Source organism: Pseudomonas sp. Au-Pse12, from assembly GCF_021341665.1.
In the GTDB taxonomy this organism is placed as follows: Bacteria; Pseudomonadota; Gammaproteobacteria; order Pseudomonadales; family Pseudomonadaceae; genus Aquipseudomonas.
This window is the reverse complement of record NZ_JAJTTH010000004.1, coordinates 307,496-328,872: the sequence shown is the minus strand read 5'-3', so window position 1 is coordinate 328,872 and position 21,377 is coordinate 307,496. Positions and strand designations below refer to the sequence as shown.

25 protein-coding genes are annotated in these 21,377 nt (G+C 63.2%); 9 read left to right on the top strand and 16 right to left on the bottom strand.

All coding sequences use genetic code 11. The features are described from left to right. The first annotated feature begins 11 nt into the window (after positions 1-11). From LXM55_RS13310 to LXM55_RS13300, 3 genes are read left to right on the top strand one after another with little or no spacing between them, the layout of a single operon-like run. The gene (locus LXM55_RS13310; RefSeq protein WP_233320790.1) at positions 12-443 is read left to right on the top strand and encodes a DcrB-related protein; all 432 of its coding nucleotides are present in this window, start codon (positions 12-14) and stop codon (positions 441-443) included. Between the two features lie 15 nt (positions 444-458). Beyond that, on the top strand, positions 459-4,832 hold the full coding sequence (locus LXM55_RS13305) for an RHS repeat-associated core domain-containing protein (RefSeq protein WP_233320789.1): 4,374 nt from the start codon (positions 459-461) through the stop codon (positions 4,830-4,832). After that, positions 4,832-5,680: a hypothetical protein gene (locus LXM55_RS13300; RefSeq protein ID WP_233320788.1), complete on the top strand. Its 849-nt coding sequence runs from the start codon at positions 4,832-4,834 to the stop codon at positions 5,678-5,680. The genes LXM55_RS13305 and LXM55_RS13300 overlap by 1 nt, the downstream gene beginning before the upstream one ends. 31 nt (positions 5,681-5,711) lie before the next feature. Here LXM55_RS13300 and LXM55_RS13295 read toward each other — a convergent pair whose 3' ends face one another. The 8 genes from LXM55_RS13295 to LXM55_RS13260 form a co-directional block, all read right to left on the bottom strand. Then, the gene (locus LXM55_RS13295; protein ID WP_233320787.1) at positions 5,712-5,975 is read right to left on the bottom strand and encodes a hypothetical protein; all 264 of its coding nucleotides are present in this window, start codon (positions 5,973-5,975) and stop codon (positions 5,712-5,714) included. A gap of 54 nt (positions 5,976-6,029) precedes the next feature. Further along, entirely contained in the window at positions 6,030-6,362 is a 333-nt protein-coding gene (locus LXM55_RS13290; RefSeq protein ID WP_233320786.1) for a hypothetical protein, read from the bottom strand. Between the two features lie 33 nt (positions 6,363-6,395). Further along, positions 6,396-6,602, bottom strand: coding sequence for a hypothetical protein (locus LXM55_RS13285; protein ID WP_233320785.1), 207 nt, complete (start codon positions 6,600-6,602; stop codon positions 6,396-6,398). 40 nt (positions 6,603-6,642) lie between these two features. Then, positions 6,643-6,927 (bottom strand): immunity protein Tsi6 family protein, encoded by a 285-nt coding sequence (locus LXM55_RS13280; protein ID WP_233320784.1) that lies wholly within the window; start codon positions 6,925-6,927, stop codon positions 6,643-6,645. Then, positions 6,924-8,219, bottom strand: coding sequence for a polymorphic toxin type 46 domain-containing protein (locus LXM55_RS13275; RefSeq protein ID WP_233320783.1), 1,296 nt, complete (start codon positions 8,217-8,219; stop codon positions 6,924-6,926). Before LXM55_RS13275 ends, LXM55_RS13280 begins: the two co-directional genes overlap by 4 nt. 23 nt (positions 8,220-8,242) lie before the next feature. Next, complete coding sequence (locus LXM55_RS13270; protein WP_233320782.1) at positions 8,243-8,677, bottom strand: DcrB-related protein; 435 nt, start codon at positions 8,675-8,677, stop codon at positions 8,243-8,245. 121 nt (positions 8,678-8,798) lie between these two features. Then, positions 8,799-9,170 (bottom strand): hypothetical protein, encoded by a 372-nt coding sequence (locus tag LXM55_RS13265; RefSeq protein WP_233320781.1) that lies wholly within the window; start codon positions 9,168-9,170, stop codon positions 8,799-8,801. Continuing rightward, a complete protein-coding gene (locus tag LXM55_RS13260) occupies positions 9,158-9,646 on the bottom strand; it encodes a hypothetical protein (protein ID WP_233321040.1) in 489 nt (162 codons plus the stop codon). The genes LXM55_RS13265 and LXM55_RS13260 overlap by 13 nt, the downstream gene beginning before the upstream one ends. A 492-nt stretch (positions 9,647-10,138) precedes the next feature. Here LXM55_RS13260 and LXM55_RS13255 point away from each other — a divergent pair, with 492 nt between their 5' ends. After that, positions 10,139-10,414 carry a short-chain dehydrogenase gene (locus LXM55_RS13255; protein ID WP_233320780.1) on the top strand — a complete coding sequence of 92 codons (276 nt, stop codon included), beginning with the start codon at positions 10,139-10,141 and terminating at the stop codon, positions 10,412-10,414. A 137-nt stretch (positions 10,415-10,551) separates the two neighbouring features. Here the strand turns inward: LXM55_RS13255 and LXM55_RS13250 are convergent, their stop codons facing one another. The 3 genes from LXM55_RS13250 to LXM55_RS13240 all read right to left on the bottom strand — a co-directional run bounded on the left by LXM55_RS13250 (position 10,552) and on the right by LXM55_RS13240 (position 12,375). Continuing rightward, the gene (locus LXM55_RS13250) at positions 10,552-10,827 is read right to left on the bottom strand and encodes an HU family DNA-binding protein (RefSeq protein WP_011064269.1); all 276 of its coding nucleotides are present in this window, start codon (positions 10,825-10,827) and stop codon (positions 10,552-10,554) included. A gap of 189 nt (positions 10,828-11,016) precedes the next feature. Beyond that, positions 11,017-12,165: an NAD(P)/FAD-dependent oxidoreductase gene (locus LXM55_RS13245; protein ID WP_233320779.1), complete on the bottom strand. Its 1,149-nt coding sequence runs from the start codon at positions 12,163-12,165 to the stop codon at positions 11,017-11,019. A gap of 42 nt (positions 12,166-12,207) precedes the next feature. Beyond that, positions 12,208-12,375 carry a rubredoxin gene (locus LXM55_RS13240; RefSeq protein WP_233320778.1) on the bottom strand — a complete coding sequence of 56 codons (168 nt, stop codon included), beginning with the start codon at positions 12,373-12,375 and terminating at the stop codon, positions 12,208-12,210. Positions 12,376-12,589: 214 nt separating this feature from the next. Here LXM55_RS13240 and LXM55_RS13235 point away from each other — a divergent pair, with 214 nt between their 5' ends. Then, entirely contained in the window at positions 12,590-13,153 is a 564-nt protein-coding gene (locus LXM55_RS13235; RefSeq protein WP_233320777.1) for a chorismate--pyruvate lyase family protein, read from the top strand. Continuing rightward, on the top strand, positions 13,153-14,043 hold the full coding sequence (gene ubiA / locus LXM55_RS13230) for a 4-hydroxybenzoate octaprenyltransferase (protein ID WP_233320776.1): 891 nt from the start codon (positions 13,153-13,155) through the stop codon (positions 14,041-14,043). The genes LXM55_RS13235 and ubiA overlap by 1 nt, the downstream gene beginning before the upstream one ends. A gap of 104 nt (positions 14,044-14,147) precedes the next feature. On the opposite strand, the gene LXM55_RS13225 is transcribed toward ubiA, so the two are convergent. Continuing rightward, complete coding sequence (locus tag LXM55_RS13225) at positions 14,148-14,531, bottom strand: COG4315 family predicted lipoprotein (protein ID WP_233320775.1); 384 nt, start codon at positions 14,529-14,531, stop codon at positions 14,148-14,150. Between the two features lie 152 nt (positions 14,532-14,683). Between LXM55_RS13225 and phoB the strand changes: the two genes are divergently transcribed. The 3 genes from phoB to LXM55_RS13210 all read left to right on the top strand — a co-directional run bounded on the left by phoB (position 14,684) and on the right by LXM55_RS13210 (position 18,256). Beyond that, positions 14,684-15,373 carry a phosphate regulon transcriptional regulator PhoB gene (gene phoB / locus LXM55_RS13220; protein WP_003177195.1) on the top strand — a complete coding sequence of 230 codons (690 nt, stop codon included), beginning with the start codon at positions 14,684-14,686 and terminating at the stop codon, positions 15,371-15,373. A 96-nt stretch (positions 15,374-15,469) separates the two neighbouring features. Further along, positions 15,470-16,798, top strand: coding sequence for a phosphate regulon sensor histidine kinase PhoR (phoR, locus tag LXM55_RS13215; protein WP_442799756.1), 1,329 nt, complete (start codon positions 15,470-15,472; stop codon positions 16,796-16,798). A 117-nt stretch (positions 16,799-16,915) separates the two neighbouring features. Next, positions 16,916-18,256 carry a hemolysin family protein gene (locus LXM55_RS13210; RefSeq protein ID WP_016964953.1) on the top strand — a complete coding sequence of 447 codons (1,341 nt, stop codon included), beginning with the start codon at positions 16,916-16,918 and terminating at the stop codon, positions 18,254-18,256. 48 nt (positions 18,257-18,304) lie between these two features. Here the strand turns inward: LXM55_RS13210 and LXM55_RS13205 are convergent, their stop codons facing one another. The 4 genes from LXM55_RS13205 to LXM55_RS13190 form a co-directional block, all read right to left on the bottom strand. After that, on the bottom strand, positions 18,305-19,201 hold the full coding sequence (locus LXM55_RS13205) for a peptidoglycan DD-metalloendopeptidase family protein (protein WP_233320774.1): 897 nt from the start codon (positions 19,199-19,201) through the stop codon (positions 18,305-18,307). Between the two features lie 61 nt (positions 19,202-19,262). Then, positions 19,263-19,577, bottom strand: coding sequence for a helix-turn-helix domain-containing protein (locus LXM55_RS13200; protein ID WP_233320773.1), 315 nt, complete (start codon positions 19,575-19,577; stop codon positions 19,263-19,265). Then, positions 19,570-19,905 (bottom strand): type II toxin-antitoxin system RelE/ParE family toxin, encoded by a 336-nt coding sequence (locus LXM55_RS13195; protein WP_047306656.1) that lies wholly within the window; start codon positions 19,903-19,905, stop codon positions 19,570-19,572. The genes LXM55_RS13200 and LXM55_RS13195 overlap by 8 nt, the downstream gene beginning before the upstream one ends. Positions 19,906-20,285: 380 nt before the next feature. Beyond that, entirely contained in the window at positions 20,286-21,239 is a 954-nt protein-coding gene (locus LXM55_RS13190) for a response regulator (protein WP_233320772.1), read from the bottom strand. Positions 21,240-21,377: the final 138 nt, after the last annotated feature.

The window sequence follows — 21,377 nt, the reverse complement described above, 5'->3', positions numbered from 1 at the left end:
AGCCCAGCGCCATGACTTATCGCATCAACGAATTTCAGTTCGCCTTGCCGCCCAGCGAGCTGCTGGACGCATCGATCAATATCCTCAAGTTCCCGCAGCTGGGCACTTCGCTGATCGTCAGCCGCAGCCAGCTGGCCGAGGGTGAGACCCTGCAGAGCAACTTCGACAGCCAGCTCAAGAAACTCGAACAACAGGTCCAGGAGCTGCGCTACCAGCCCAGCGTGGCCGTGCGCGTGGGCAGCGCCCAGGAAGTCGACGCTCTGGAACTGCGCAGCCAGTTCAACAAGGGCACCGAGCAGGTCTTCCAGTACCAACTGGCCCTGGTCCTGCCCGGCACCCGCAAGATGCTTGCCCTCAGCTACGTCAAGGCGCAACCGCTGAACGATAGCGACGCCGCGCACTGGGCCAGCATCAGGCAGTCCCTGAACTTCGACACGCCTTGATGATGAGCCTCCGGCATGTCTGACGCGCTCCTGTGGGCCGCACGCCTGGGCGACGGGCTCGAACACAGCTCGGTGATGGCGGACATCCTCAGCGGTGTGCTGGAGGTCGCCGCCAACATCGCGATTACCGCGTTGGCCACTGCCGCCGTGGTGGCCGCGACCGGCATTACCGTGGCCACTGGCGGGCTCGGAGCCTGCCTGCTGGGCGCCGTAGTGGGGGTGATCGTCGGGCTGGCGATGAGCAAGACCGGGGCCGACAAAGGCCTGACGAAGATGTGCGACTGGATAGGCGACGCGCTGTTTCCGCCCTCCGTGCAGGCCACCATCCTCAGCGGCTCCACCGACACCCTGACCAATAACATTCCGGCCGCACGGGCCGCCGGTACGGCCCCGCCCCCTGCCCCGCCCTCAGGCACCCCGGAAAGCCAAGCGCCCGCCAGCGAGTCACCGGGGCCGGCGGAAGCGGAACCCGGCTTCCTGGACATGGCCAAGGGGTTCTTCTCGCAGATGTGGCGTCCGACTGTCGCCACCCCCGCTCCCGGTGCAGAACCCAAGCCGCTGGACCTGGTGACGTGCACCAAGCACCCGCCGATGCCGCCGCAGTTTCTGGCCGAAGGCTCGGAAAAGGTCTCCATCAACGGCCAGCCGGCCGTGCGCAGCGGCGACCGCAGCACCTGCGATGCCAAGGTGGTCGCGGCCGGCATGGTGTCGTCCAACGTGTCCATCGGCGGTGGCTCGGTGGTGGTGCGTGAGATCCGCAGCGGCAAGACCCCGGGAATAGGCCTGGCGATTACCGTGCTGATGATGCTCAAGGGCGGCAAGGGCAACTTCAAGGCCAACCTGCCCTGCATGTTGCTGGCGGGGGTCAACTCGTTTGTGGTCAGCCAGGCCGTTGGGGCCCTGACCAACGCCGTGGTGGGCTCGCCGAACCCGGTGCATGCGGCGACCGGGGCCAAGGTCCTGGGTGGCGCCGCGGACCTGGACTTCGTCTTGCCGGGCCTGCTGCCCATCGACTGGCAGCGCTTCTACAACAGCCTCGATCAGCGCCGCGACGGGCTGTTCGGTAACGGCTGGAGTGTGCCTTACGAGATCAGCGTACTGATCGAGCATCACCCCGAGGGCGGCGAACACCTGGTGTACCTCGATGAGCAGGGCCGGCGCATCGACATGGGCTCGATTGCCCTGGGCGGGGCAGCCTTCAGCCCAGGCGAGGGGCTGAGTGTCCGGCGCAACAGCAACGGTCAGTTGCTGATCGAAAGCAACAACGGCTTGTACCGGCTTTTCGAGCCCGATCCCGTGCAGGGTTCGCGGCTGCGCCTGAGCCAGTTCGGCGACCGCAACGACAACCGCATTTATCTCGACTATGACCCGGCCGGGCTATTGATCCGCCTGCGCGACACCTTCGATCTGGTTCAAGTCGAACTGATCTACAGCGCGCAATGGCCCCGCCGGGTCCAGCAGATAGAGCGCCTGTACCCGGACCAGCAGCGGGAAATCCTCGCCCGTTATGCTTATGACGCCAATGGCGACCTGGCACAGGTAGAGGACGCCAGCCAGCAAGTACAGCGGCGCTTTGCCTATGAGGGCGGGCACATGGTGGAACACCAGTTGCCCAGCGGACTGCGCTGCTTCTATCAGTGGGCGCAGATCGATGACCTCGAATGGCGCGTGGTCCGGCACTGGACCGATGACGGTGAAGAGTACCGTTTTGACTATGACTTGCAGGCGGGTATCACCCGGATCGAGGACGGCCTGCAACGCCAGAGCACACGGCATTGGGACAAACAGCATCAAATCACCGGGTACACCGACAACCTGGGGCAGACCTGGCAATTCCAGTGGAATGACGAACGCCAGCTACTCGGCGCAACGGACCCTCAGGGCGGGCAGTTCCAGCTCAGCTACGACGAAGCCGGCAACCTCAGCGAAACCCTCGACCCCCTCGGCAGGCGGGAGTCGACCCTTTGGCTGGAGCATTGGTCGCTACCGCGAATCGAAACCGACGCCGCCGGCAACAGCTGGACCTACGACTACGATCCGCGCGGCAATTGCATCAGTGAAACCGACCCTCTGGGCCATGCCACCCGCTATCGCTATGACAGCCAGGGCCGGATAGTCGAGATCACCGATGCCAGCGCAAAGACCAAGCGTCTGCAATGGAACGACCTGGGGCAATTGCTGCGGTTCACCGATTGCTCCGGCTATCCGACCCATTTCAGCTATGACCTGCGCGGCTATCTGCAGGCCGTTACCGATGCCTCGGGCGAACAGACGCTCTACCAGCACGACGCCCGTGGGCGCTTGCTGCGCAACCAGCTCGCGGACGGCCGCGTCGAGCAGTTCCTGCGTGACCACTGCGGCCAGCTGACCGGTTACATCGATCCGGCCGGGCACGCCACCCACTATCAGTACGATCGACAGGGCCAGCTTCAGGTACGCATCGATGCCCATGGACGCCGGGTGCAATTCAGCCACGACGCCTACGGCCGCCTTCAGGCGCTGAGCAACGAAAACGCTGAAAGCTACCGATTTGCCTGGGATGCCGGGGATCGCCTGATCCGGCAGCAGGACCTCAATGGCAGCGTGCAGCAGTACCACTACGACCTGCTTGATAACGTGGTTGGCGTGGAGTACCTGGCCGCCCCCGCGGGCAACGTGGAACCGCCGAGAATCATCCATCGCCTGGAACGCGATGCGGTGGGGCGGATTCTCACCAAGATCACCGCCGATGGATTGACTGAGTATCAGCATGATCCATTGGATCAACTGACACGCGTGGTCTTTACCGGCCAGAACCAGCAGTCGCAAGCCCTGTCCTTCACCTATGACGCCCTCGGCCAACTGCTGGAAGAGCAGAGCGCGGCCGGGCGCTTGCAGCATCACTACGACGAGCTGGGCAACCTGTGCCAGAGCCAGCTGCCTGATGAGCGCTGGATCAACCGCCTGTACTACGGTAGCGGCCACCTGCACCAGATCAATGTGGACGGCCAGGTGATCAGCGACTTCGAGCGAGACCGCCTGCACCGCGAGGTGCTGCGGACCCAGGGCCACCTCACGACCCTCAGCGAATATGATCGCGCCGGGCGCTTGCGCTCGCGCCTGCAACGTCCGGCCCAGCAGCCAGCGGCGCTGCCGGCGCCAGTGCGCAAGCACTTTGAGTATGATCCTGCCGACAATCTCATCGGCCGGCTCGAACAGCGCCCACGCGGCGGGTACCACCAGCTGTATCACTACGATGCAAGCGAACGCATCATCGCCAGCCAGGACAATATCCTGGGCCAGACCGAAACCTTTGCCTACGACGCTGCCGCCAACCTGCTGGATGGCCAATCGGCCGCGTCCGGATCGGTCCTGCATAATCAGCAGCGCGTGTTTCAGGACAAGCATTTGCGTTATGACGGCTTTGGCCGGCTGATCGAGAAACGCAGCGCCGGCCACCTGATACAGCACATGCGCTATGACGCTGAACACCGCCTGATAGAGGTGCGCAATCAGGCCGGCCAGCAGGAAACAACGGTCAGGATGAGCTACGACCCCCTGGGTCGCCGCATCCAGAAAACCGAACATGACGCCCAAGGCTATCTACTGGGCGAAACCCGCTTCGCCTGGGATGGCCTGCGCTTGCTGCAAGAGCAGCGCAACAGCACCACCAGCCTCTATCTGTATCTCGACGATGGCTTCGAAGTGCTGGCCCGGATCGATGGTACGGGCGCCCTGCAGAAGGTCCGGCACTATCACAACGACCTCAATGGCCTGCCGCAACAGCTGACGGAGGTCGATGGGCACAGCGTCTGGCAGGCCCGTTACCGGGTTTGGGGCAGCATTGCCGAAGAAGAGCGCGAACCCTATTACCTCGAGGAACAGAACCTGCGTTTTCAAGGTCAGTACCATGACCGCGAGACAGGGCTGTACTACAACACGTTCCGCTTCTACGACCCGGATATCGGCCGCTATATCAGCCCCGACCCCATCGGGCTCGAAGGCGGCCTGAACCTCTACACCTACGGCCCCAACCCGCTGACGTATTTTGATCCGCTCGGCTGGACAGGTACCTACATCTTCACCAACGGCAAGATCTCCTACATCGGCAAAGGCCCGGTGACCCGCATGAACAGCTCGATGCTTGCCCGCATCAAGGGCAAGGCCAATGCTACGCAGTTCGCCCACCTGGACTTCGGCGACAGCAAGATGGGCTTCATGGTGGAACATCGCCTGATGCAGAAGTACAACGCGCGCAACTCGGCGAAGTTCGCCAACAGCCCGAATGTCAACTCGCCAGGCAAAAAGTATTACGAAGCTGCGGACGCCAAGACCCAGCGCAAGGTGAACAGATTGGCCACGAAGTTGGACAACAAGTTCAAGAAATCCGGATCATGTGGGGGTAAGTAATGAAGAATTTCAGCTACAACGAAGACATAGACGCCCTGGAAATACCGGCCCACCAGTTCGCCGCAGGCGTCGAGTACGCCAGCAAGAAGGGCTACGCCAACCTCCGGGTCATGGGCTCTGCCAAAGCGGCCAAGGGTGCGCCGCTGGACCTGAGCGCGCTGAATGGGCACAGCGGCGTGCAAGCGCTGGACCTGTCGGACGACCTCGACCTGAAGCAGGTGGATTTGAGCCCGCTGTACGCGTTGCCGCAGCTGAAGCTGCTGTCGATCCCCTACCTCAAGGAACGTATCGACTTCTCGCGACTGCCCAGCCTGGAGACGCTCTACATCACCGGCGCCGACGAAGCGCTGGAGCCCCTGGAACTGCCCCGGCTCAAGCACCTGCTGCTGGTGGCGGTGAAGAATCAGGATTGCGGGTTTCTCTCGAAGCTCAGCGCACTGCAGGAACTGCGAATCAGCGGCGGCAACATCGAGCGACTGGCCGGCCTCGAGACGCTGGACGAGCTGGCATCGATTCAGATCCAGCACAGCCCGAAGATGCTCGATATCAGCGCCATCAACGCGCTCAAGAGCCTGAAGACCCTGCACGTCGAAAAATGCAGCCAGTTACGGGACTACGGATTCCTGTCGGAAAACAAGACCCTTGAGGAGGTGTTCATTTCCGAGCTCGACTCGGTGTCGTTCGCCCCGGCAATGGAGCGCCTGAGCTCACTGCAATTCTGGGACCTGAAAGACGGCGACATGAGCCCGCTGCTGACCTCCAAGAGCCTGAAAGAGGTCTACTTCCATCCGAAGAAAAAGCACTACAGCCATAGCCTCAAGGAGATCAATGCCGCGTTCGGCAAGTGAGCAGAGGCCTGTACATCGGGCTCAACGACGGTCAGATCGCCGTGCCGCGATGGCTGCCCGGCTGGATGATCAGCAACTGATCCAGCTCGCGCTTTCTGGCGCGGGTGACGAACTCCAGCGCGGCCGGCAGGTCCTGTTCGAACCGCTCGAAGGTCGCGCGATCGATGGCGTAGTACTCCTCGTAGTCGACCACGCCGAGGCTGACCGGGAAGGAGACGTAGTGCTGGCCGCTGAGTTCTTCGATGCCCATCGAGAACATTTCCTCGCGGCTGACAAATAGATCGTTGAATTTCATCTCGGTCCCGTATAAGCCCGTCACTGGCGAATGGCAGTCTGCTGACTCGAACGATCAGACCTCGACCAGGTGATAACGCCCGGGCTCTCGCCAGGAAACCCGGGTGAACGCGCCGCTGAGCAGGTTCATGTCACGCAGGTATTCAAAAACCTCGGCCGGGCACCATTCCTTGCCATCGGCAAAGGCCACGCCGAGCGTGCGCAAGGCATCGAAGAGCTGCGCCTTGCGCCCGTCGTCCGCTACGTCCAGGGCATAAACCCCCGGTTCGAAGGTTGCGCCAAACCCCAGAGCCACCAGGGCCGCGTCCAGCGAAGCGTCAATGACCCGAATACGTACCGTGTCGGCATCCGCCTTTTCTACATAGGCCTTCAATTCTTGCTCAGTCACTTACAAACACCTCAGTTAGGGTTTTGACCTCACTCAGATCCTGGCGCGGGTGACGAACTCCAGCGCGGCCGGCAGATCCTGTTCGAACCGCTCGAAGGTCGCGCGATCGATGGCGTAGTACTCCTCGTAGTCGACCACGCCGAGGCTGACCGGGAAGGAGACGTAATGACGACCGGAGACTTCTTCGATACCCATCGAGAACATCTCTTCACGGCGGACCAACAGATCGTGGAACGTCATGCCGCTCCTGGGTCGCGCTGCGGACATGAGGGCATAGACCTCAGGGCAGATCGACCTTCAGCCCGCGCCCCGTCTGCACCGCCACGTAGTGGGCTTCCTTCAGTGCCCGTGCCAGTTCGGGGTCGGTTTCGTCGAACTCCTTCACGGCAATGCTGCCGATGCTGATCCGGTGCAGCCCGGAGCGATCCAGGCTGCGGTCCAGCAATACCGCACGCACGTACTTCAACTGCTGTTCCAGGGATTCGAAGACCTCGTAGCCAGGCAGGGCCTGGGCTCGTTTGGCCACCAGCGCCAGGGCGCGGTCAATGTAGTCGATTGGTTTCATGGCCCACCGGGTGAGAGCGCTCCGAAAGCGCCTTTGTCATTGGAAAACAACTGCTGCGCCCCGCCCTTGGCGGAGTAGGACTGCCCCTTGACCGACCAGAAGTCATCGGTCGCCGCCGCCGTACTGCGCAGAACCTCGACTTTGCGGGTCGTGCCATAGGAATTGAGAACCTTGGGTTCAATGGTGTTGGCGGCGCGGTTGGTACCCATGGGGTTGATCCCCAGCTCGGTCGGCTGGACCCGCGGGCTGAGAGTATACCAGTTGCCCTGGGGCGCCCCGGGAGACTGGTACTGCCACAGGTTCTTGCCAGGGGCCAGGGTCTCCACGCTCACCGGATGATTGAAGTCCAGGCCGTTCATGTAGGATTCGGCATCGACTTTCGAGTACCCCTTGGACTCGAAGAACTTCGCCGCCACCTCGCGATTGCCGCGGTAGTTGATGTCCTGGTTCAGGTTGCCGCTGCGACCGAACTTCTCGTTCAAGTAGGCGCGCCGCGAGGTCAACTCGGCGGTGGTGGCTGTCGCCGGCTTCCGGCCCGCCAGCTTCGGCCCCAATCCCAGCAGGGCCATGCCCGCGACGCCTTGCAGCAGGTCGCGATAGCCCGGCCCCAGGCGGTCGCCCAGATCCCCCAGCAGGGCCATGCCGCCATACACCGCGGCGCCCACTGCCAGGGCTCCGGCCAGTGCCGCCACTCCCGCCATGGCCGCCACCACCAGCCCGGCGCCGAGCGCCGCCAACCCCAGCGCTTCCAGCCCGGTGTGCATCCAGCCTTCGATATCCAGGACGAACGCCACCTGCACCGTGGGCCCGCCAATGAAGGTGTTTTCGCTGCCGGTCTTGATATGAGCGCCGCAGACCATCTTGCTTTGCAGGCGTGCGGCCGGCTTGCCGTTGATGGTGACCTTGGCGCTGCCCTCGGCGATCAGCACCGGGAACGGCCAGATCGGGTGGTTCAGCGGCAGGCCGCTGCACGAGGACGAATGGTCCTGGCCCGCGCGCATGGCGTTGCGCAGGTTGATGCGAACATTGAAGCTGCCCTCCACCAGCACCCCCGTGCTGGGTTCGGGCAGGTTGAAGAGGGTGCTCAGGCCCTTGGCGATCTGGAACATCGACAGGCCGCCCGCGGCGACCGAACCCGCGATGATGGCGATCGCCACCCCACCGGTGGCCACGGTCGCCGCCACCACCGCGGCGCCAATCAGGGCCCCGACAACAGCCCCCGCCACCATCGCCGCCACGCCAAAACCGTGGGCGATTTCATCCCCCAGACGGGCTGCTGCCAACATATCCATGCTGTGTTACTCGACCTGGAGGATCAGGCCACCGAAGGCTGGGGTTTGAGGCTCTGCATGGCCTGTTTCCAGGCTGGCTCGTGATGCACCAGATCATTGACCGTGGTGGTCAGGGTGGTGATCAGCACCGCCGGCTTACGTTCAATGAACACCTGGCGCAGCATCAGCTCGCGGCTTTCGCGCTGCCAGCTGTAGTCCAACAGCACCGCGGCGTGGCCGTGCATGTCGAAATCCCAGCGCTTGATCAGGTTGAAACCCGGCAGTTGCTGTTCGGCGGAGCGCAGTTGCCCGGCGACATAATCGGCAAAGGCGGCATCGCCCTGGCTCGCGTCGCGGCTGATGACAAAACTGGCTTCCTGGGCGCCACCGACGGCGGGCAGCTTGAAGATGTTGATGCTCTGGTCCTGCCAGGCGTCAGGAATATCGAGATCGGCTTCTTGAATGCGGTAGGAGGACAAGAGATTCGCGTTCCATGCTGAAAGGGTGATTCGGATGACGGCAAATTTTCAAGCAATGACTGGCAACAATCAAGGAACCACTCGGCAACTCTGCACAGCGCCAGTGGCGTCTGGCCGAGGCCTAGCGCGACTCCAGGCAGGACGCATAGGCCCGGGCAAAACGCGGGTCGAACTTGAGCGCCTGGGGCTCTTCGGGGTCGATGCTGACATTCCACAGTGCCTGCTGCGGCACGTCGTAGCGGACCCAGCCGATGATCCCGCTGCCGGAGGTTTCGTAGAACAGCTGCAGGCTCAGTTCATCGCCCTCATCGCGGTCGATCAACAGCTTGAGGTGCTCCGGGGTGGTGAAGTCGCGGTAGGGAAAATCGCTGCTGCGCACCAGTTCGGTGAGGTAGCCGTAGCAGCCCTTGCCCGGGTTCGATTCATCCGCCAGGGCGGGCATGGCCGCGCTGGCGATCAGCAGGCTAAGGCCTGCCAAGTTCAAGTACCGCATGATTGCCCCTTGAGGGTGAGGGTTTCGACCTGGTCGTTGATCTCGACGCGCGCCAGCACCTGGCGGTCGTGCGACTCCTGGTACTCGCTGAAATTGTTGCGCTTGAGGATGTTCAGGGTGACGCGGATATGGGCGCTGGCGTTCTGGTACTCGCTGCGCTCGGGGCCCTGGGTGGCGCCGGTCAGTTCCACCAGTTGGCCGGCGGACTTGAGGTAGAGAAAGCGCTGGTCCACTTCCACCAGCAGACGCGGAGCCTTGGGCGCCACGCTGTAGTCCTCGCGGGCCAGGGAGTAGCCGCAAAGCCAGGCGCCGGGGCTGTCGTATTGCTGGCTGTGGAACCAGCTGAGGGCTTCGCGATAACCGATCTGCCCCAGTTGCGAACCGTTACCGGCAGAGGCCGATGACAGGCCAAGGGTGAGCAGGCAGCCCAGGATCAGGGCCGTTGAACCGAGGCTTCCCAGGCAGCGCAACAACACTGTCCATGAAGCGGATCTGTCAGTGGGGCGGGTCATCCTTGGCCTTAGATCACAATTCAAACAAGCGCGCATCCTAGCCACGCCATGGCCGCTTCGCAAGCGGATCCACGGGCAATCGACAGGCAAAAATCAAGGGCAGCTATAAGCTTCAAGCGGCAAGCAAAATCAACAGCCATCTGCGGATACAAAAGGTTGCTTCAGGCTACACACATCGGGTTGACCACCCTCTTCTCGCTCCCTATCCTCGCGCCTGTCACGACTCATTCGTGATCGGGTTTGACGGCCCGCAACATCTCTCACGACGTGCATTGCCTCATCTCTACGCTCGGGCCCACCTGTGCCCGCAGCATTGCGTTATGGCAACTGTACGTGGGGCACCTTTGGGTGCGCCGGGTTGCGTGAGACCGGTCCGTCAACCTGCGTACAGTTGCCACCCAACTCGTTTGACGGCGAGCCGATGGCAGCTCTTGATAACTCACGGAGCAACACACCATGACGGACCGTATCGCGCTAACCAGCAACGAATCCTCCACTCCCACCCTGTTTATCGACACCCGCGCGCCCCTGGAAGAACTGCATGCCAGTGCCGCCTACCGCATCCTCGCGGTGACTCAACTGATGGAAAGCATCGTGCATCTGGACAGCCGCCACGCCGATGCCACCGACCTGACACAGATCGCCCACGCCAGCGCCATTCTGTTGCGTGACGGCGGTGATCTGCTGGATGTGCTGGGACGGCGGATTCGTGGCAGTCAGTACTTGAACTAAGATGCCCAGCGATCGTTAGCCCCTTCACACAACCGCCACTGCACGCAAATGCGAGCGCAAAAAAAAATAGGCACCCGATGCGCTCGGCGTGCCTATTTTCCCCTGCGCGCTCCCGCTGCCGGGAGCCCGCTCAATGCTTATGGGTTGACGCTGTCTTTCAGCGATTTGCCCGGTTTGAATGCCACGGTGTTGCTGGCCTTGATCTTCACTGGCTCGCCGGTCTGCGGGTTCTTGCCGGTGCGGGCGCCACGGTGACGTTGCAGGAAAGTACCAAAACCGACCAGGGTGACGCTGTCTTTACGGTGCAGAGCCCCGGTGATTTCCTCAAGGATGGCGTTGAGCACGCGATTGGCCTGCTCTTTGGTCAGGTCCGCTTTTTCAGCAATGGCTGCGGCGAGTTCTGGTTTACGCATAGTGTGAAGCCTCTTTGACGGTTTTTTGTTGTTATGTCCGTGCTGTTCACGGGAACAGCGCCCAAGGCGCCGCAGGCTCTACGCTGCGGCAGACGGGTGTGAGGATGGCACGCGCTTGAGAGCCGCGCCAGTCTCCCCGCGACCTTTGTAGGGGCCAGAGCCGGGTTATTCCGACAGAACGACCGGTATTTAAGCCAGCAACGCCGGAAGTTCCTTGTTCAGGGCCAGCTTTTCCATCACCGCCGCCCCAGTCAGGGCGTAGCCCAGCAGTTGGCCCTCGGCATTGCGGCACAGAACCTTGATGTCGGTGCCCTGCCCTTCAGCGGTCCAGACACCTTCGGCGCCACGCGGTGGTGGCGACACCACCAGCGGGCAGACCGGGGTCTTGACGGTGATCGGCATCGGCCCGTAGCTGACCGCCGTCGGCTTGCCGGCCAGGGTCTGCGCCAGCGCCCGGGCGCAGCTCATCAGCGGCATCACGTACAGCAGGTTGAGGCCATCGACCTCGGCGCAATCGCCCAGGGCGTAGATGTTGGCGTGGGAAGTCTTCAGCTCGCGGTCCACCACCACGCCGCGATTGACCTGCAACCCGGCGGCGGCCGCCAGGTCGATGCGTGGACGCAGGCCAATGGCCGAGACCACCAGGTCGCAGGCGATCACCTGGCCATCGGACAGGTGAGCCTCCAGGCCATTGGCGTTGCGTTGCAGGCGGTTGAGCACCGGGCCCAGGTGGAAGCGCGCCCCCAGGCTTTCCAGCCCGGCCTGGACCGCCGCCGCGGCGGCCGGGTGCAGCAGGGTCGGCATCACCTGTTCGCAGGGGGCCACCAGGTCCACGCTGTAGCCGCCGAGGATCAGGTCATTGGCGAATTCGCAGCCGATCAGCCCGGCCCCCAGCAACAGCACCCGGTGCTTGCCGGCCGCGGCGTTGCGAAAGCGCGCGTAGTCTTCCAGGTCGTTGATCGGGAAAATCAGTTCCTCGGCGTCGCCCTGCACCGGCACGCGCACGGTTTCCGCGCCCCAGGCCAGGATCAGGTCGCGATAGGCCACCGCTTCCTCGCCGATCCACAGGCGCTTGTGGCCCGGGTCGATACCGCTGATGCGCGTGTGGGTGCGGACCTCGGCCTTGAGCTGCTCGGCCATCGCGCCGGGCTCGGCCATGCTCAGGCCGTCGGCGTCCTTGTTCTTGCCGAAGCCGGTGGAGAGCATCGGCTTGGAATAGGAACGGCCGTCATCGGCAGTGATCAGCAGCAACGGCGTCTCGCCATCGAGCTTGCGAAACTCCCGGGCCAGGTTGTAACCCGCCAGCCCCGTACCCACGATCACCACCGGTGCGCTCATTCCCTGCTCCTTGTCATTGGTTGTTCAAGCCACAAAAATCGATCACGCGATCTCGATCATTTCGAAATCCATCTTGCCCACGCCGCAGTCCGGGCAGAGCCAGTCCGCGGGCACGTCTTCCCAACGGGTACCCGGCAAAATACCGTCGTCCGGCCAGCCTTCCGCTTCGCTGTAAATCAGGCCACAGACCACACATTGCCACTTTTTCATTGGTGCATTTCCTCAAGGGTTCAGGCTTTGCCGGTGGGTCGGTCGATGGATCGACTCTGAAGGCCACGCTGATCAGCGTCCGGCACTGGGGTTTTTTACTGATCACTACCGGCAGATGCAAGCACGTTCGTGCCGCCGGACGTCCTCGATCAATCAAAACCGACGGTCGTCATGCTAAGCTCGCCGCCTCATTTGCTGCCAATACTGACCCACTGTGCCGCACTCAATGCCCCCCGCCCCGGCCCCCACCTGGCTGGTGCAAAGCCATTTGTCCCCGATCCCCGGCGCACCTGTTGCGAACTGGCTGTTCGATGAAGGATCGCTGACCCGACGCCTGACCCGGCTCTCCCACAATGCCTTCAGCGTCACCCCGCTGGTGGAAGAGTGGCAAACCCTGCGCAACGACGAATGCGCCGCCCTCGGCCTGCCCGCACAGAGCGAAGGTTGGGTGCGCGAGGTGTACCTGCGTGGGCACGGCGAAGCCTGGGTCTTTGCCCGCAGCGTGGCCGCCCGCAGCGCCCTGCTTGAAGGCGGCCTGAACATCGACGAACTGGGCAGCCGCTCGCTGGGCGAATTGCTGTTCTGCGACCAGGCCTTCACCCGCCAGCCGATTGAAGTCTGCCGCTATCCTCAAGGCTGGCTGCCCACCGCCGTTGCCGGCAGCGGCCTGTGGGGCCGGCGCTCGCGCTTCGATCGCGGGCCCCTGAGCCTGCTGGTGGCGGAAGTTTTCCTGCCCAGCCTGTGGACCGCCATAGACGCCCGACCGGAGGCCTGCTGATGTACCTGAGCCTGCTCAAATCCCTCAATCGCCTGCACCCGCGGGCCTGGGACTTCCTGCAACTGGCGCGCATGGACAAGCCCATCGGCATCTACCTGCTGCTGTGGCCCACCCTGGTGGCGCTATGGATCGCCGCCGAAGGCAAGCCTTCCCTGAGCCATGTGCTGATCTTCACCTTCGGCGTGGTCCTGACCCGCGCCGGCGGCTGCGCCATCAACGATTTCGCCGACCGCAAGGTCGACGGCCAGGTCAAGCGCACCGACCAGCGGCCCCTGGCCACCGGCAAGGTCAGCGCCAAGGAGGCCCTGGCGCTGTTCGCGATACTGATGGGCGCCGCCTTCCTGCTGGTGCTGTGCACCAATGCCACCACGGTCTGGCTGTCGTTCGGCGCCCTGGCCCTGGCCGCCTGCTACCCCTTCATGAAGCGCTACACCTATTACCCGCAGGTGGTCCTGGGCGCGGCGTATTCCTGGGGCATCCTGATGACCTTCACCGCGCAGAACGGCGAACTGCCGGCCACTGCATGGCTGCTGTACATCGCCAACCTGCTGTGGACCGTGGGCTACGACACCTACTACGCCATGACCGACCGCGACGATGACCTGAGGATCGGGGTCAAGTCCACGGCGATCCTGTTCGGCGATGCCGACCGGGTGATCATTCTCTCCCTGCAGGGCCTGTCGCTGGGCTGCCTGCTGCTGGCCGGGGCACGGTTCAATCTGGGGGGCTGGTTCCACCTCGGGCTGGCGGTGGCGGCGGCATGTTTTGCCTGGGAATTCTGGTACACCCGGGATCGCGAGCGGATGAAGTGCTTCAAGGCCTTCCTGCACAACCACTGGGCGGGCATGGCGATCTTTATCGGCGTGGTGCTGGATTACGCATTGCGTTAGACCGTCAAGCAAGGCCCTGCGGGCCTTTTCGCAGCTTCGCCATAGCTCAGCAGCGGCTACAGAGATCCATGTAGCCGCTGCCGCAGGCTGCGAACGGCCCGAGGTCAGTCGGACTTGGCGACCTTCCAGGCGCCATCCATCTTGCCGTCACCGGTCATGTCGCCAGGCTTCTTGTCCATCACGAAGCTGTACAGCGGCTTGCCGTCATAGGCCCATTGCATCTTGCCGTCGTCACGCTTGATCAGCGTCCATTCACCCGTCGCCTTGTCGCTGCCCTCGGCCATCAGCGGCGGCCAGTTGGCGGCGCATGGGCCGTTGCACATGGACTTGCCGCCGGCATCCTTGGCAAAGGTGTAGAGGGTCATGCCCTTGTGATCCACCAGTACGCCGTCCTTGCTCATCGCCGGGTCGGCGGCCAGGGCGAAGGTCGGCAGAGCCAAGGCAGCGCCCACCAGCAGGACCTTGAGGGATTGCTTGAATAGAGTCATGGGAAACCTTCTTTTGTGGTTGTCAGGAATCGGACTCAAAGCTTAGTCGACGCAGCAGCACCTCGCTGCCCGACCTGAAATACTGTCACACGACTGCAATAATTCCGTTATCTAATGCGGCGCAAGACAGTTAAATGACAAGAGGTTCAAGCATGGTTGGCAGAAGCATTCTGATCGTTGACGACGAAGCGCCTATTCGCGAAATGATCGCCGTTGCGTTGGAAATGGCCGGCTATGACTGCATGGAGGCAGAGAACTCCCAGCAAGCCCATGCCATCATCGTCGACCGCAAGCCGGACCTGATCCTGCTGGACTGGATGCTCCCCGGCACCTCCGGCATCGAGCTGGCGCGACGCCTCAAGCGCGACGAGCTGACCGGTGACATCCCGATCATCATGCTCACCGCCAAGGGCGAAGAGGACAACAAGATCCAGGGCCTGGAAGTCGGCGCCGACGACTACATCACCAAGCCGTTTTCCCCCCGCGAGCTGGTCGCCCGCCTCAAGGCCGTGCTGCGCCGCGCGGGCCCTACCGACGGCGAGGCGCCGATCGAAGTCGGCGGTCTGCTGCTGGACCCCATCAGCCACCGGGTGACCATCGACGGCAAGCCCGCGGAAATGGGCCCCACCGAATACCGCCTGTTGCAGTTCTTCATGACCCACCAGGAACGCGCCTACACCCGCGGCCAACTGCTGGATCAGGTCTGGGGCGGCAATGTGTACGTCGAGGAACGCACCGTGGACGTGCACATCCGCCGGCTGCGCAAAGCCCTGGGTGACGCCTACGAGAATCTGGTACAAACCGTGCGCGGCACCGGCTATCGTTTTTCCACCAAGGCCTAACAACAGCTGCAAGCGGTAAGCCACAAGCGGCAAGTCGATAACCGACCGCCTCTGGACTTGCAGCTTGTGGCTTACAGCATGGAGCTGCTCCCCAAAGTGAATCAAAACTGGCATGGCACCCTGATTCGCCACCTGTTGCTGTTGATCACCGGCTGCCTGCTGGTGGGCCTGATCAGCGGCTACTACGGCTGGAGCCTGGCCGTCGGCTTAGGGCTCTACCTGGCCTGGACCCTCAAGCAGCTGCTGCGCCTGCACGAATGGCTGCGCCTGCATCAACCCGACGAAGCGCCGCCCGATGGCTACGGCCTGTGGGGCGAAGTGTTCGACAGCATCTACCACCTGCAACGCCGCGACCAGCGGGTGCGCGGGCGCCTGCAAGCGGTGATCGACCGGGTCCAGGAGTCCACCGCGGCCCTGAAAGACGCGGTGATCATGCTCGACAGCGACGGCAACCTGGAATGGTGGAACCGCGCCGCCGAAACCCTGCTGGGGCTCAAGACGCCCCAGGACAGCGGCCAGCCGGTGACCAACCTGGTGCGCCATCCGCGCTTCAAGGAGTACTTCGAGCAGGACAACTACGCCGAACCGCTGGAGATCCCCTCCCCGGCCAACGACCGCGTGCGTATCCAGCTGTACATCACCCGCTACGGCAACAACGAGCACCTGATGCTGGTGCGCGACGTGACCCGCATTCACCAGCTGGAACAGATGCGCAAGGACTTCATCGCCAACGTGTCCCACGAGCTGCGCACCCCGCTGACGGTGATCTGCGGCTACCTGGAAACCCTGCTGGACAACGTCGAGGAAGTGAACCCGCGCTGGAGCCGCGCCCTGCAGCAGATGCAGCAGCAAGGCGGGCGCATGCAGACCCTGCTCAACGACCTGCTGTTGCTGGCCAAGCTGGAAGCCACCGACTACCCGTCGGACAACCAGCCGGTGCCCATCGACGCGCTACTGCAATCGATCAAGAGCGACGCCCAGGCGCTGTCCGGCGAGCGCAACCAGCGCATCAGCCTGGAGGCCGACGCCTCGGTGCAACTCAAGGGCAGCGAGGCGGAACTGCGCAGCGCCTTCTCCAACCTGGTGTTCAACGCGGTGAAATACACCCCGGCCGAAGGCAACATCCGCATTCGCTGGTGGGGCGACGACCAGGGCGCGCACCTGAGCGTGCAGGATTCGGGGATCGGCATCGACAACAAGCACCTGCCGCGCCTCACCGAGCGCTTCTACCGGGTGGATTCGAGCCGCAACTCCAACACCGGCGGCACCGGACTGGGCCTGGCCATCGTCAAGCACGTGCTGTTGCGCCACCGCGCGCGCCTGGAGATCAGCAGCGTGCTGGGCCACGGCAGTACCTTCACCTGCCATTTCGCCCCGGCCCAGGTGAAGAAAAACCGCATCGAGAGCCTGACCGACCAGCGCTGACAGCCACTCGCCCCTAGGCAATTGCCCTGTCAGCCGCTACATTGCGTCACTTGTGCCTGCCTTTCAGGCACCGCCTTTCCTTCTTTTTCGAATACACGGAACCCGCAAAACTCCATCATGGACCCTTCCCCTGGTTTTACCCTCGCGTCTCTGTTCGCCGACTTCGGCATGATTCTTTTTGCTCTGATCCTGGTCCTGCTCAACGGTTTTTTCGTTGCCGCAGAGTTCGCCATGGTCAAGCTGCGCTCGACCCGGGTCGAAGCCATTGCCCACAAGAACGGCTGGCGCGGGCAGATCCTGCGCACCGTGCACAGCCAGCTCGATGCCTACCTCTCGGCCTGCCAATTGGGTATCACCCTGGCGTCCCTGGGCCTGGGCTGGGTCGGCGAGCCGGCCTTCGCCCACCTGCTGGAGCCGCTGCTGGGCGCGGTGGGGGTCAACTCCCCGGAAGTGATCCGCGGCGTGTCGTTCTTTACCGCGTTCTTCATCATTTCCTACCTGCACATCGTGGTCGGCGAGCTGGCGCCCAAATCCTGGGCGATCCGCAAGCCCGAGCTGCTGTCGCTGTGGACCGCGGTGCCGCTGTACCTGTTCTACTGGCTGATGTACCCGGCGATCTACCTGCTCAACGCCAGCGCCAACACCATCCTGCGCATCGCCGGCCAGGGCGAGCCCGGCCCGCACCACGAGCACCACTACAGCCGTGAAGAGCTCAAGCTGATCCTGCACTCCAGCCGCGGCCAGGACCCCAGCGACCAGGGCATGCGCGTGCTGGCCTCGGCCGTGGAAATGGGCGAGCTGGAAGTGGTGGACTGGGCCAACTCCCGGGAAGACCTGATCAGCGTCGAATTCAATGCGCCGCTCAAGGAAATCCTCGCCCTGTTCCGCCGCCACAAGTTCAGCCGCTACCCGGTCTACGACAGCGAGCGCAACGAGTTCGTCGGTCTGCTGCACATCAAGGACCTGCTGCTGGAACTGGCGGCCCTGGACCACATTCCCGAGTCGTTCAACCTGGCCGAGCTGACCCGCCCGCTGGAGCGCGTGTCGCGGCACATGCCGCTGTCGCAGCTGCTGGAGCAGTTCCGCAAGGGCGGTTCGCACTTCGCCCTGGTGGAAGAAGCCGACGGCAAGGTGATCGGCTACCTGACCATGGAAGACGTGCTGGAAGTGCTGGTGGGCGACATCCAGGACGAACACCGCAAGACCGAGCGCGGCATCCTCGCCTATCAGCCGGGCAAGCTGCTGGTGCGCGGTGACACGCCGCTGTTCAAGGTCGAGCGCCTGCTGGGCATCGACCTGGACCATATCGAAGCCGAAACCCTCGCCGGCCTGGTGTACGAAACCCTGAAACGGGTGCCGGAAGAGGAAGAAGTGCTGGAAGTCGAAGGCCTGCGCATCATCATCAAGAAGATGAAAGGGCCGAAGATCATCCTGGCCAAGGTGCTGATGCTGGATTGACGGGCCCTTCGGCCCGTTCACCGGCAAGCCGGCGTCTACAGCAGTCGGTCATTTCTTGCCCAGGGCAAAATTCGGCAGATCCCCCAGCGGCGGGTTGAACTGATAGGGAATCGACACCAGCCCCAGCCCGGTATTGCGCTGCACCACGAAGTGCAGGTGCGGCCCGCTGCTGTTGCCGGTGTTGCCCGACAACCCCAACGGGCTGCCCACCGCCACCCGCTGCCCTTCCCGCACACTCACCGAACCTTGCTTGAGGTGCAGGTACACGCCCATGGTGCCGTCGTCGTGCAGCACCCGGACGAAGTTGCCGGCCGGGTTGTCGCCCCGCCCGTTCTGGGCGTTCTCGGTCTTCACCACCACCCCGCCACGTGCGGCAATGATCGGCGTGCCCACCGGCATGGCGATGTCCATCGCGTAGCGGCTCCTGGGCCCGAAATGGCTGTATTGGCCATTGGCGCCCTGGGTCAGGCGAAACGGGCCGCCGCGCCAGGGCAGCGGGTAGCGATAGGCCTGGGCGGCGCCTGCCGGGTCCCCCAGGGAATAACGGAACATGGGGACATAGCTCAAGGGCTGGTCGGCACGAGTCGCCGTGAGCAGCGCCAGACGCTGCCTGCTGCGGGCCGGCAACACCTGGCGAATCGGCTGCCCGGGCGCGCCACTGACATTGCTCAGCCCGGCAAAACCCAGCTCGATCTCCACCGGGGCGTACAGGTCATTGCGCACATACACCGCCTCCACGCCCTTGTGCTTCTGGATATCCAGGCGCACCTGACGCTCCAGGTGCTCTTCCATGCGGTCGCGGAACACGAACGCCTGGGCCCCCGGCGAAGGCCGGTCGCTGTAGGACACCACGCCTTCGGCGTCGATGGACTTGTAGACGGTCATCGCCGCCGGCGAGGTGGCCAGCAGGGACAGTCCGCACAACAGCAGCAGGCGCACAAGCATTGGGCAGCCTCTTGGCAGGTTATGCAGGCACGCTAACAGCCGGATATGGAGCTTGTGTGAATCAGGCCGGGGCCAGAGGGTGCGTGCCCGACGCGTCGACATGGATATCCACGCCCAGTTGCGCGGCCTCGGACAGGTTGACCAGCGCATCGAGGGAGAACTTGTTGATCTTGCCGCTGAGCACGTCGTTGAGCCGCGGTTGGGTGATATTGAGGCGCTTGGCCGCCTCCTTCTGCGATACCCCCCAGGCTTGCACGGTCTTGCCCAGTTCAAGCATCAGCTTGGCCCGCAGGCGCATGTTGGCGGCCTCCTGGGGCGTGGCTTCAAGGGCGTCCCAGACGCTGGCAAAGCGCTGGTTGATCGGTTGGTCAGTCATGGCGTGAACCTGCTTCTTGATATCTGGCACGAGCCAGCTCGATATCCCGCGCTTCGGTCTTGCGGGTGGTCTTGCGCACCGCGTGCAGCACATAGATGGCCGCGGGCCGCCTGACCACATAGAACACCCGAAACGCCCCTGAATCCTCATGGATCCTGATTTCGAAAACGCCCGGACCGATGGTTTTCACCGACCTGCAATCGTAGGGCTGTTCACCCTGCTGCAGCAGATCCAGCTGGAAACCGGCGGCCCGGCGGGCATCTTCAGGGAACGCCCGGAGATCCCGCAGCGCGCTCCCGACAAACACCACATCCTTGTGCCTGGGCATCGAACCTCTCCTGTGAATGACCAGGAACAAGGCTAATCAACATGGCCAGGAGCGGCCGCGCCGGGTTGTTTCAAGGCATGGCCGCAAGCGCTGAAAGACACGGAGCGCTATGAGCAATCTATATCCAAACAGATATAAATCAAGGGCAAAAAAATCAATCGGACGTACGGCAGCAGGATGCGGAGGGAACGGTCAAGGCCTTGTGGCCTGAGGGCTACGGCCGATATGAGCGGTTGCTGGCTGGATCGGGGAACAGCGCAGCAGCCTGCCTGGGCGGCAGGCTAAGAACCTGTCTGGAAAAGTGTTTTCAGCAGGTTTCCGCAGCACCTTGCATCACCGCAGGAGCCGGCTTGCCGGCTCCTGCGTGACTGAGGGAAGGCTCAGGCGCCGGGAACGAAGTGCTTCTGTGCGGTGCCGCGGGCGATCAGGCGAGAGATGTAGTCGAGCTTCTGCGCGTCCTGGTCGACGAAACGGAAGGTCAGTTGCAGCCATTCGCTGTCCGGCTTGGGCTCCAACGCCACCACCGCATGCAGGTAGCCATTGAGTCGCGCCACTTCGGCGTTGTCGCCCTGCTCCAGGTCCAGCACCGCGCTTTCCAGCACCTGGGGCAGGCTGTCGGTGCGCTTCACCACCAGCAACGCTTCCTTGATGCTCAGGGCCTTGATCACGCACTGCTGGTTACCGCTGGACAGGCGCAACTGGCCCTGGCCACGACCGCCACTGGCCGCTGCCGCGGGCGCCGGGGCCTTGACCGGAGGGCTGTTGAGCAAGCCGCGCGCTGGTGCCGCGGCGGCGGGGGCCGGCGCTGCGGCCGCCGGTTTGGCGAACGGATTGACCGGGGCCGAAGCCGCCCCCACCACCGCCGGCTTGCCGCCGGTCAGGGCACTCAGGGAGTCGTTGCCGAAGGCCGAGTTCATCTTGGTCGGCGCGCTGTTCATCAAGGTGTCGAGCTTGCCGACCTTGTTCAGCGCCTGCTTGACCTTGGTCAGCAGCTGTTCGTTGGTGAAAGGCTTGCTCACATAACCGGACACCCCGGCCTGGATCGCCTGCACCACGTTTTCCTTGTCGCCACGGCTGGTGACCATGACAAAGGGCATGGCTTTGAGCGCCTCTTGCCCACGGCACCAGGTCAGCAGCTCAAGGCCGGACATTTCCGGCATTTCCCAGTCACACAGGACCAGGTCGAAGGCTTCGCGGGCGAGCATCGCCTGGGCCTTCTTGCCGTTGATCGCGTCTTCGATCTTGATGCCAGGGAAGTAGTTGCGCAGGCACTTCTTCACCAGGTCACGAATGAACGAAGCGTCATCCACCACCAACACACTTACCTTACTCATCGACCACCCCTTTAAAAATCCCGGCAAGCATAACGCTGGCTGATGGCACTTTGCCAAAACTCTTCAGTCACGCCGGGACTTTTCGTTCGCGGGTGCTGCTTTTCGTATTCGAGGCGCACAAACAAAAACGCCCGACCA

What these genes read in the sequence shown, in the direction of transcription:
- LXM55_RS13310 (WP_233320790.1), top strand. Translation starts at nt 12, where the DNA reads ATGACTTATCGCATCAACGAATTTCAGTTCGCCTTGCCGCCCAGCGAG.
- LXM55_RS13305 (WP_233320789.1), top strand. Translation starts at nt 459, where the DNA reads ATGTCTGACGCGCTCCTGTGGGCCGCACGCCTGGGCGACGGGCTCGAA.
- LXM55_RS13300 (WP_233320788.1), top strand. Translation starts at nt 4,832, where the DNA reads ATGAAGAATTTCAGCTACAACGAAGACATAGACGCCCTGGAAATACCG.
- LXM55_RS13295 (WP_233320787.1), bottom strand. Translation starts at nt 5,975, where the DNA reads ATGAAATTCAACGATCTATTTGTCAGCCGCGAGGAAATGTTCTCGATG.
- LXM55_RS13285 (WP_233320785.1), bottom strand. Translation starts at nt 6,602, where the DNA reads ATGACGTTCCACGATCTGTTGGTCCGCCGTGAAGAGATGTTCTCGATG.
- LXM55_RS13280 (WP_233320784.1), bottom strand. Translation starts at nt 6,927, where the DNA reads ATGAAACCAATCGACTACATTGACCGCGCCCTGGCGCTGGTGGCCAAA.
- LXM55_RS13275 (WP_233320783.1), bottom strand. Translation starts at nt 8,219, where the DNA reads ATGGATATGTTGGCAGCAGCCCGTCTGGGGGATGAAATCGCCCACGGT.
- LXM55_RS13265 (WP_233320781.1), bottom strand. Translation starts at nt 9,170, where the DNA reads ATGCGGTACTTGAACTTGGCAGGCCTTAGCCTGCTGATCGCCAGCGCG.
- LXM55_RS13255 (WP_233320780.1), top strand. Translation starts at nt 10,139, where the DNA reads ATGACGGACCGTATCGCGCTAACCAGCAACGAATCCTCCACTCCCACC.
- LXM55_RS13250 (WP_011064269.1), bottom strand. Translation starts at nt 10,827, where the DNA reads ATGCGTAAACCAGAACTCGCCGCAGCCATTGCTGAAAAAGCGGACCTG.
- LXM55_RS13245 (WP_233320779.1), bottom strand. Translation starts at nt 12,165, where the DNA reads ATGAGCGCACCGGTGGTGATCGTGGGTACGGGGCTGGCGGGTTACAAC.
- LXM55_RS13240 (WP_233320778.1), bottom strand. Translation starts at nt 12,375, where the DNA reads ATGAAAAAGTGGCAATGTGTGGTCTGTGGCCTGATTTACAGCGAAGCG.
- ubiA (WP_233320776.1), top strand. Translation starts at nt 13,153, where the DNA reads ATGTACCTGAGCCTGCTCAAATCCCTCAATCGCCTGCACCCGCGGGCC.
- LXM55_RS13225 (WP_233320775.1), bottom strand. Translation starts at nt 14,531, where the DNA reads ATGACTCTATTCAAGCAATCCCTCAAGGTCCTGCTGGTGGGCGCTGCC.
- phoB (WP_003177195.1), top strand. Translation starts at nt 14,684, where the DNA reads ATGGTTGGCAGAAGCATTCTGATCGTTGACGACGAAGCGCCTATTCGC.
- LXM55_RS13210 (WP_016964953.1), top strand. Translation starts at nt 16,916, where the DNA reads ATGGACCCTTCCCCTGGTTTTACCCTCGCGTCTCTGTTCGCCGACTTC.
- LXM55_RS13205 (WP_233320774.1), bottom strand. Translation starts at nt 19,201, where the DNA reads ATGCTTGTGCGCCTGCTGCTGTTGTGCGGACTGTCCCTGCTGGCCACC.
- LXM55_RS13200 (WP_233320773.1), bottom strand. Translation starts at nt 19,577, where the DNA reads ATGACTGACCAACCGATCAACCAGCGCTTTGCCAGCGTCTGGGACGCC.
- LXM55_RS13195 (WP_047306656.1), bottom strand. Translation starts at nt 19,905, where the DNA reads ATGCCCAGGCACAAGGATGTGGTGTTTGTCGGGAGCGCGCTGCGGGAT.
- LXM55_RS13190 (WP_233320772.1), bottom strand. Translation starts at nt 21,239, where the DNA reads ATGAGTAAGGTAAGTGTGTTGGTGGTGGATGACGCTTCGTTCATTCGT.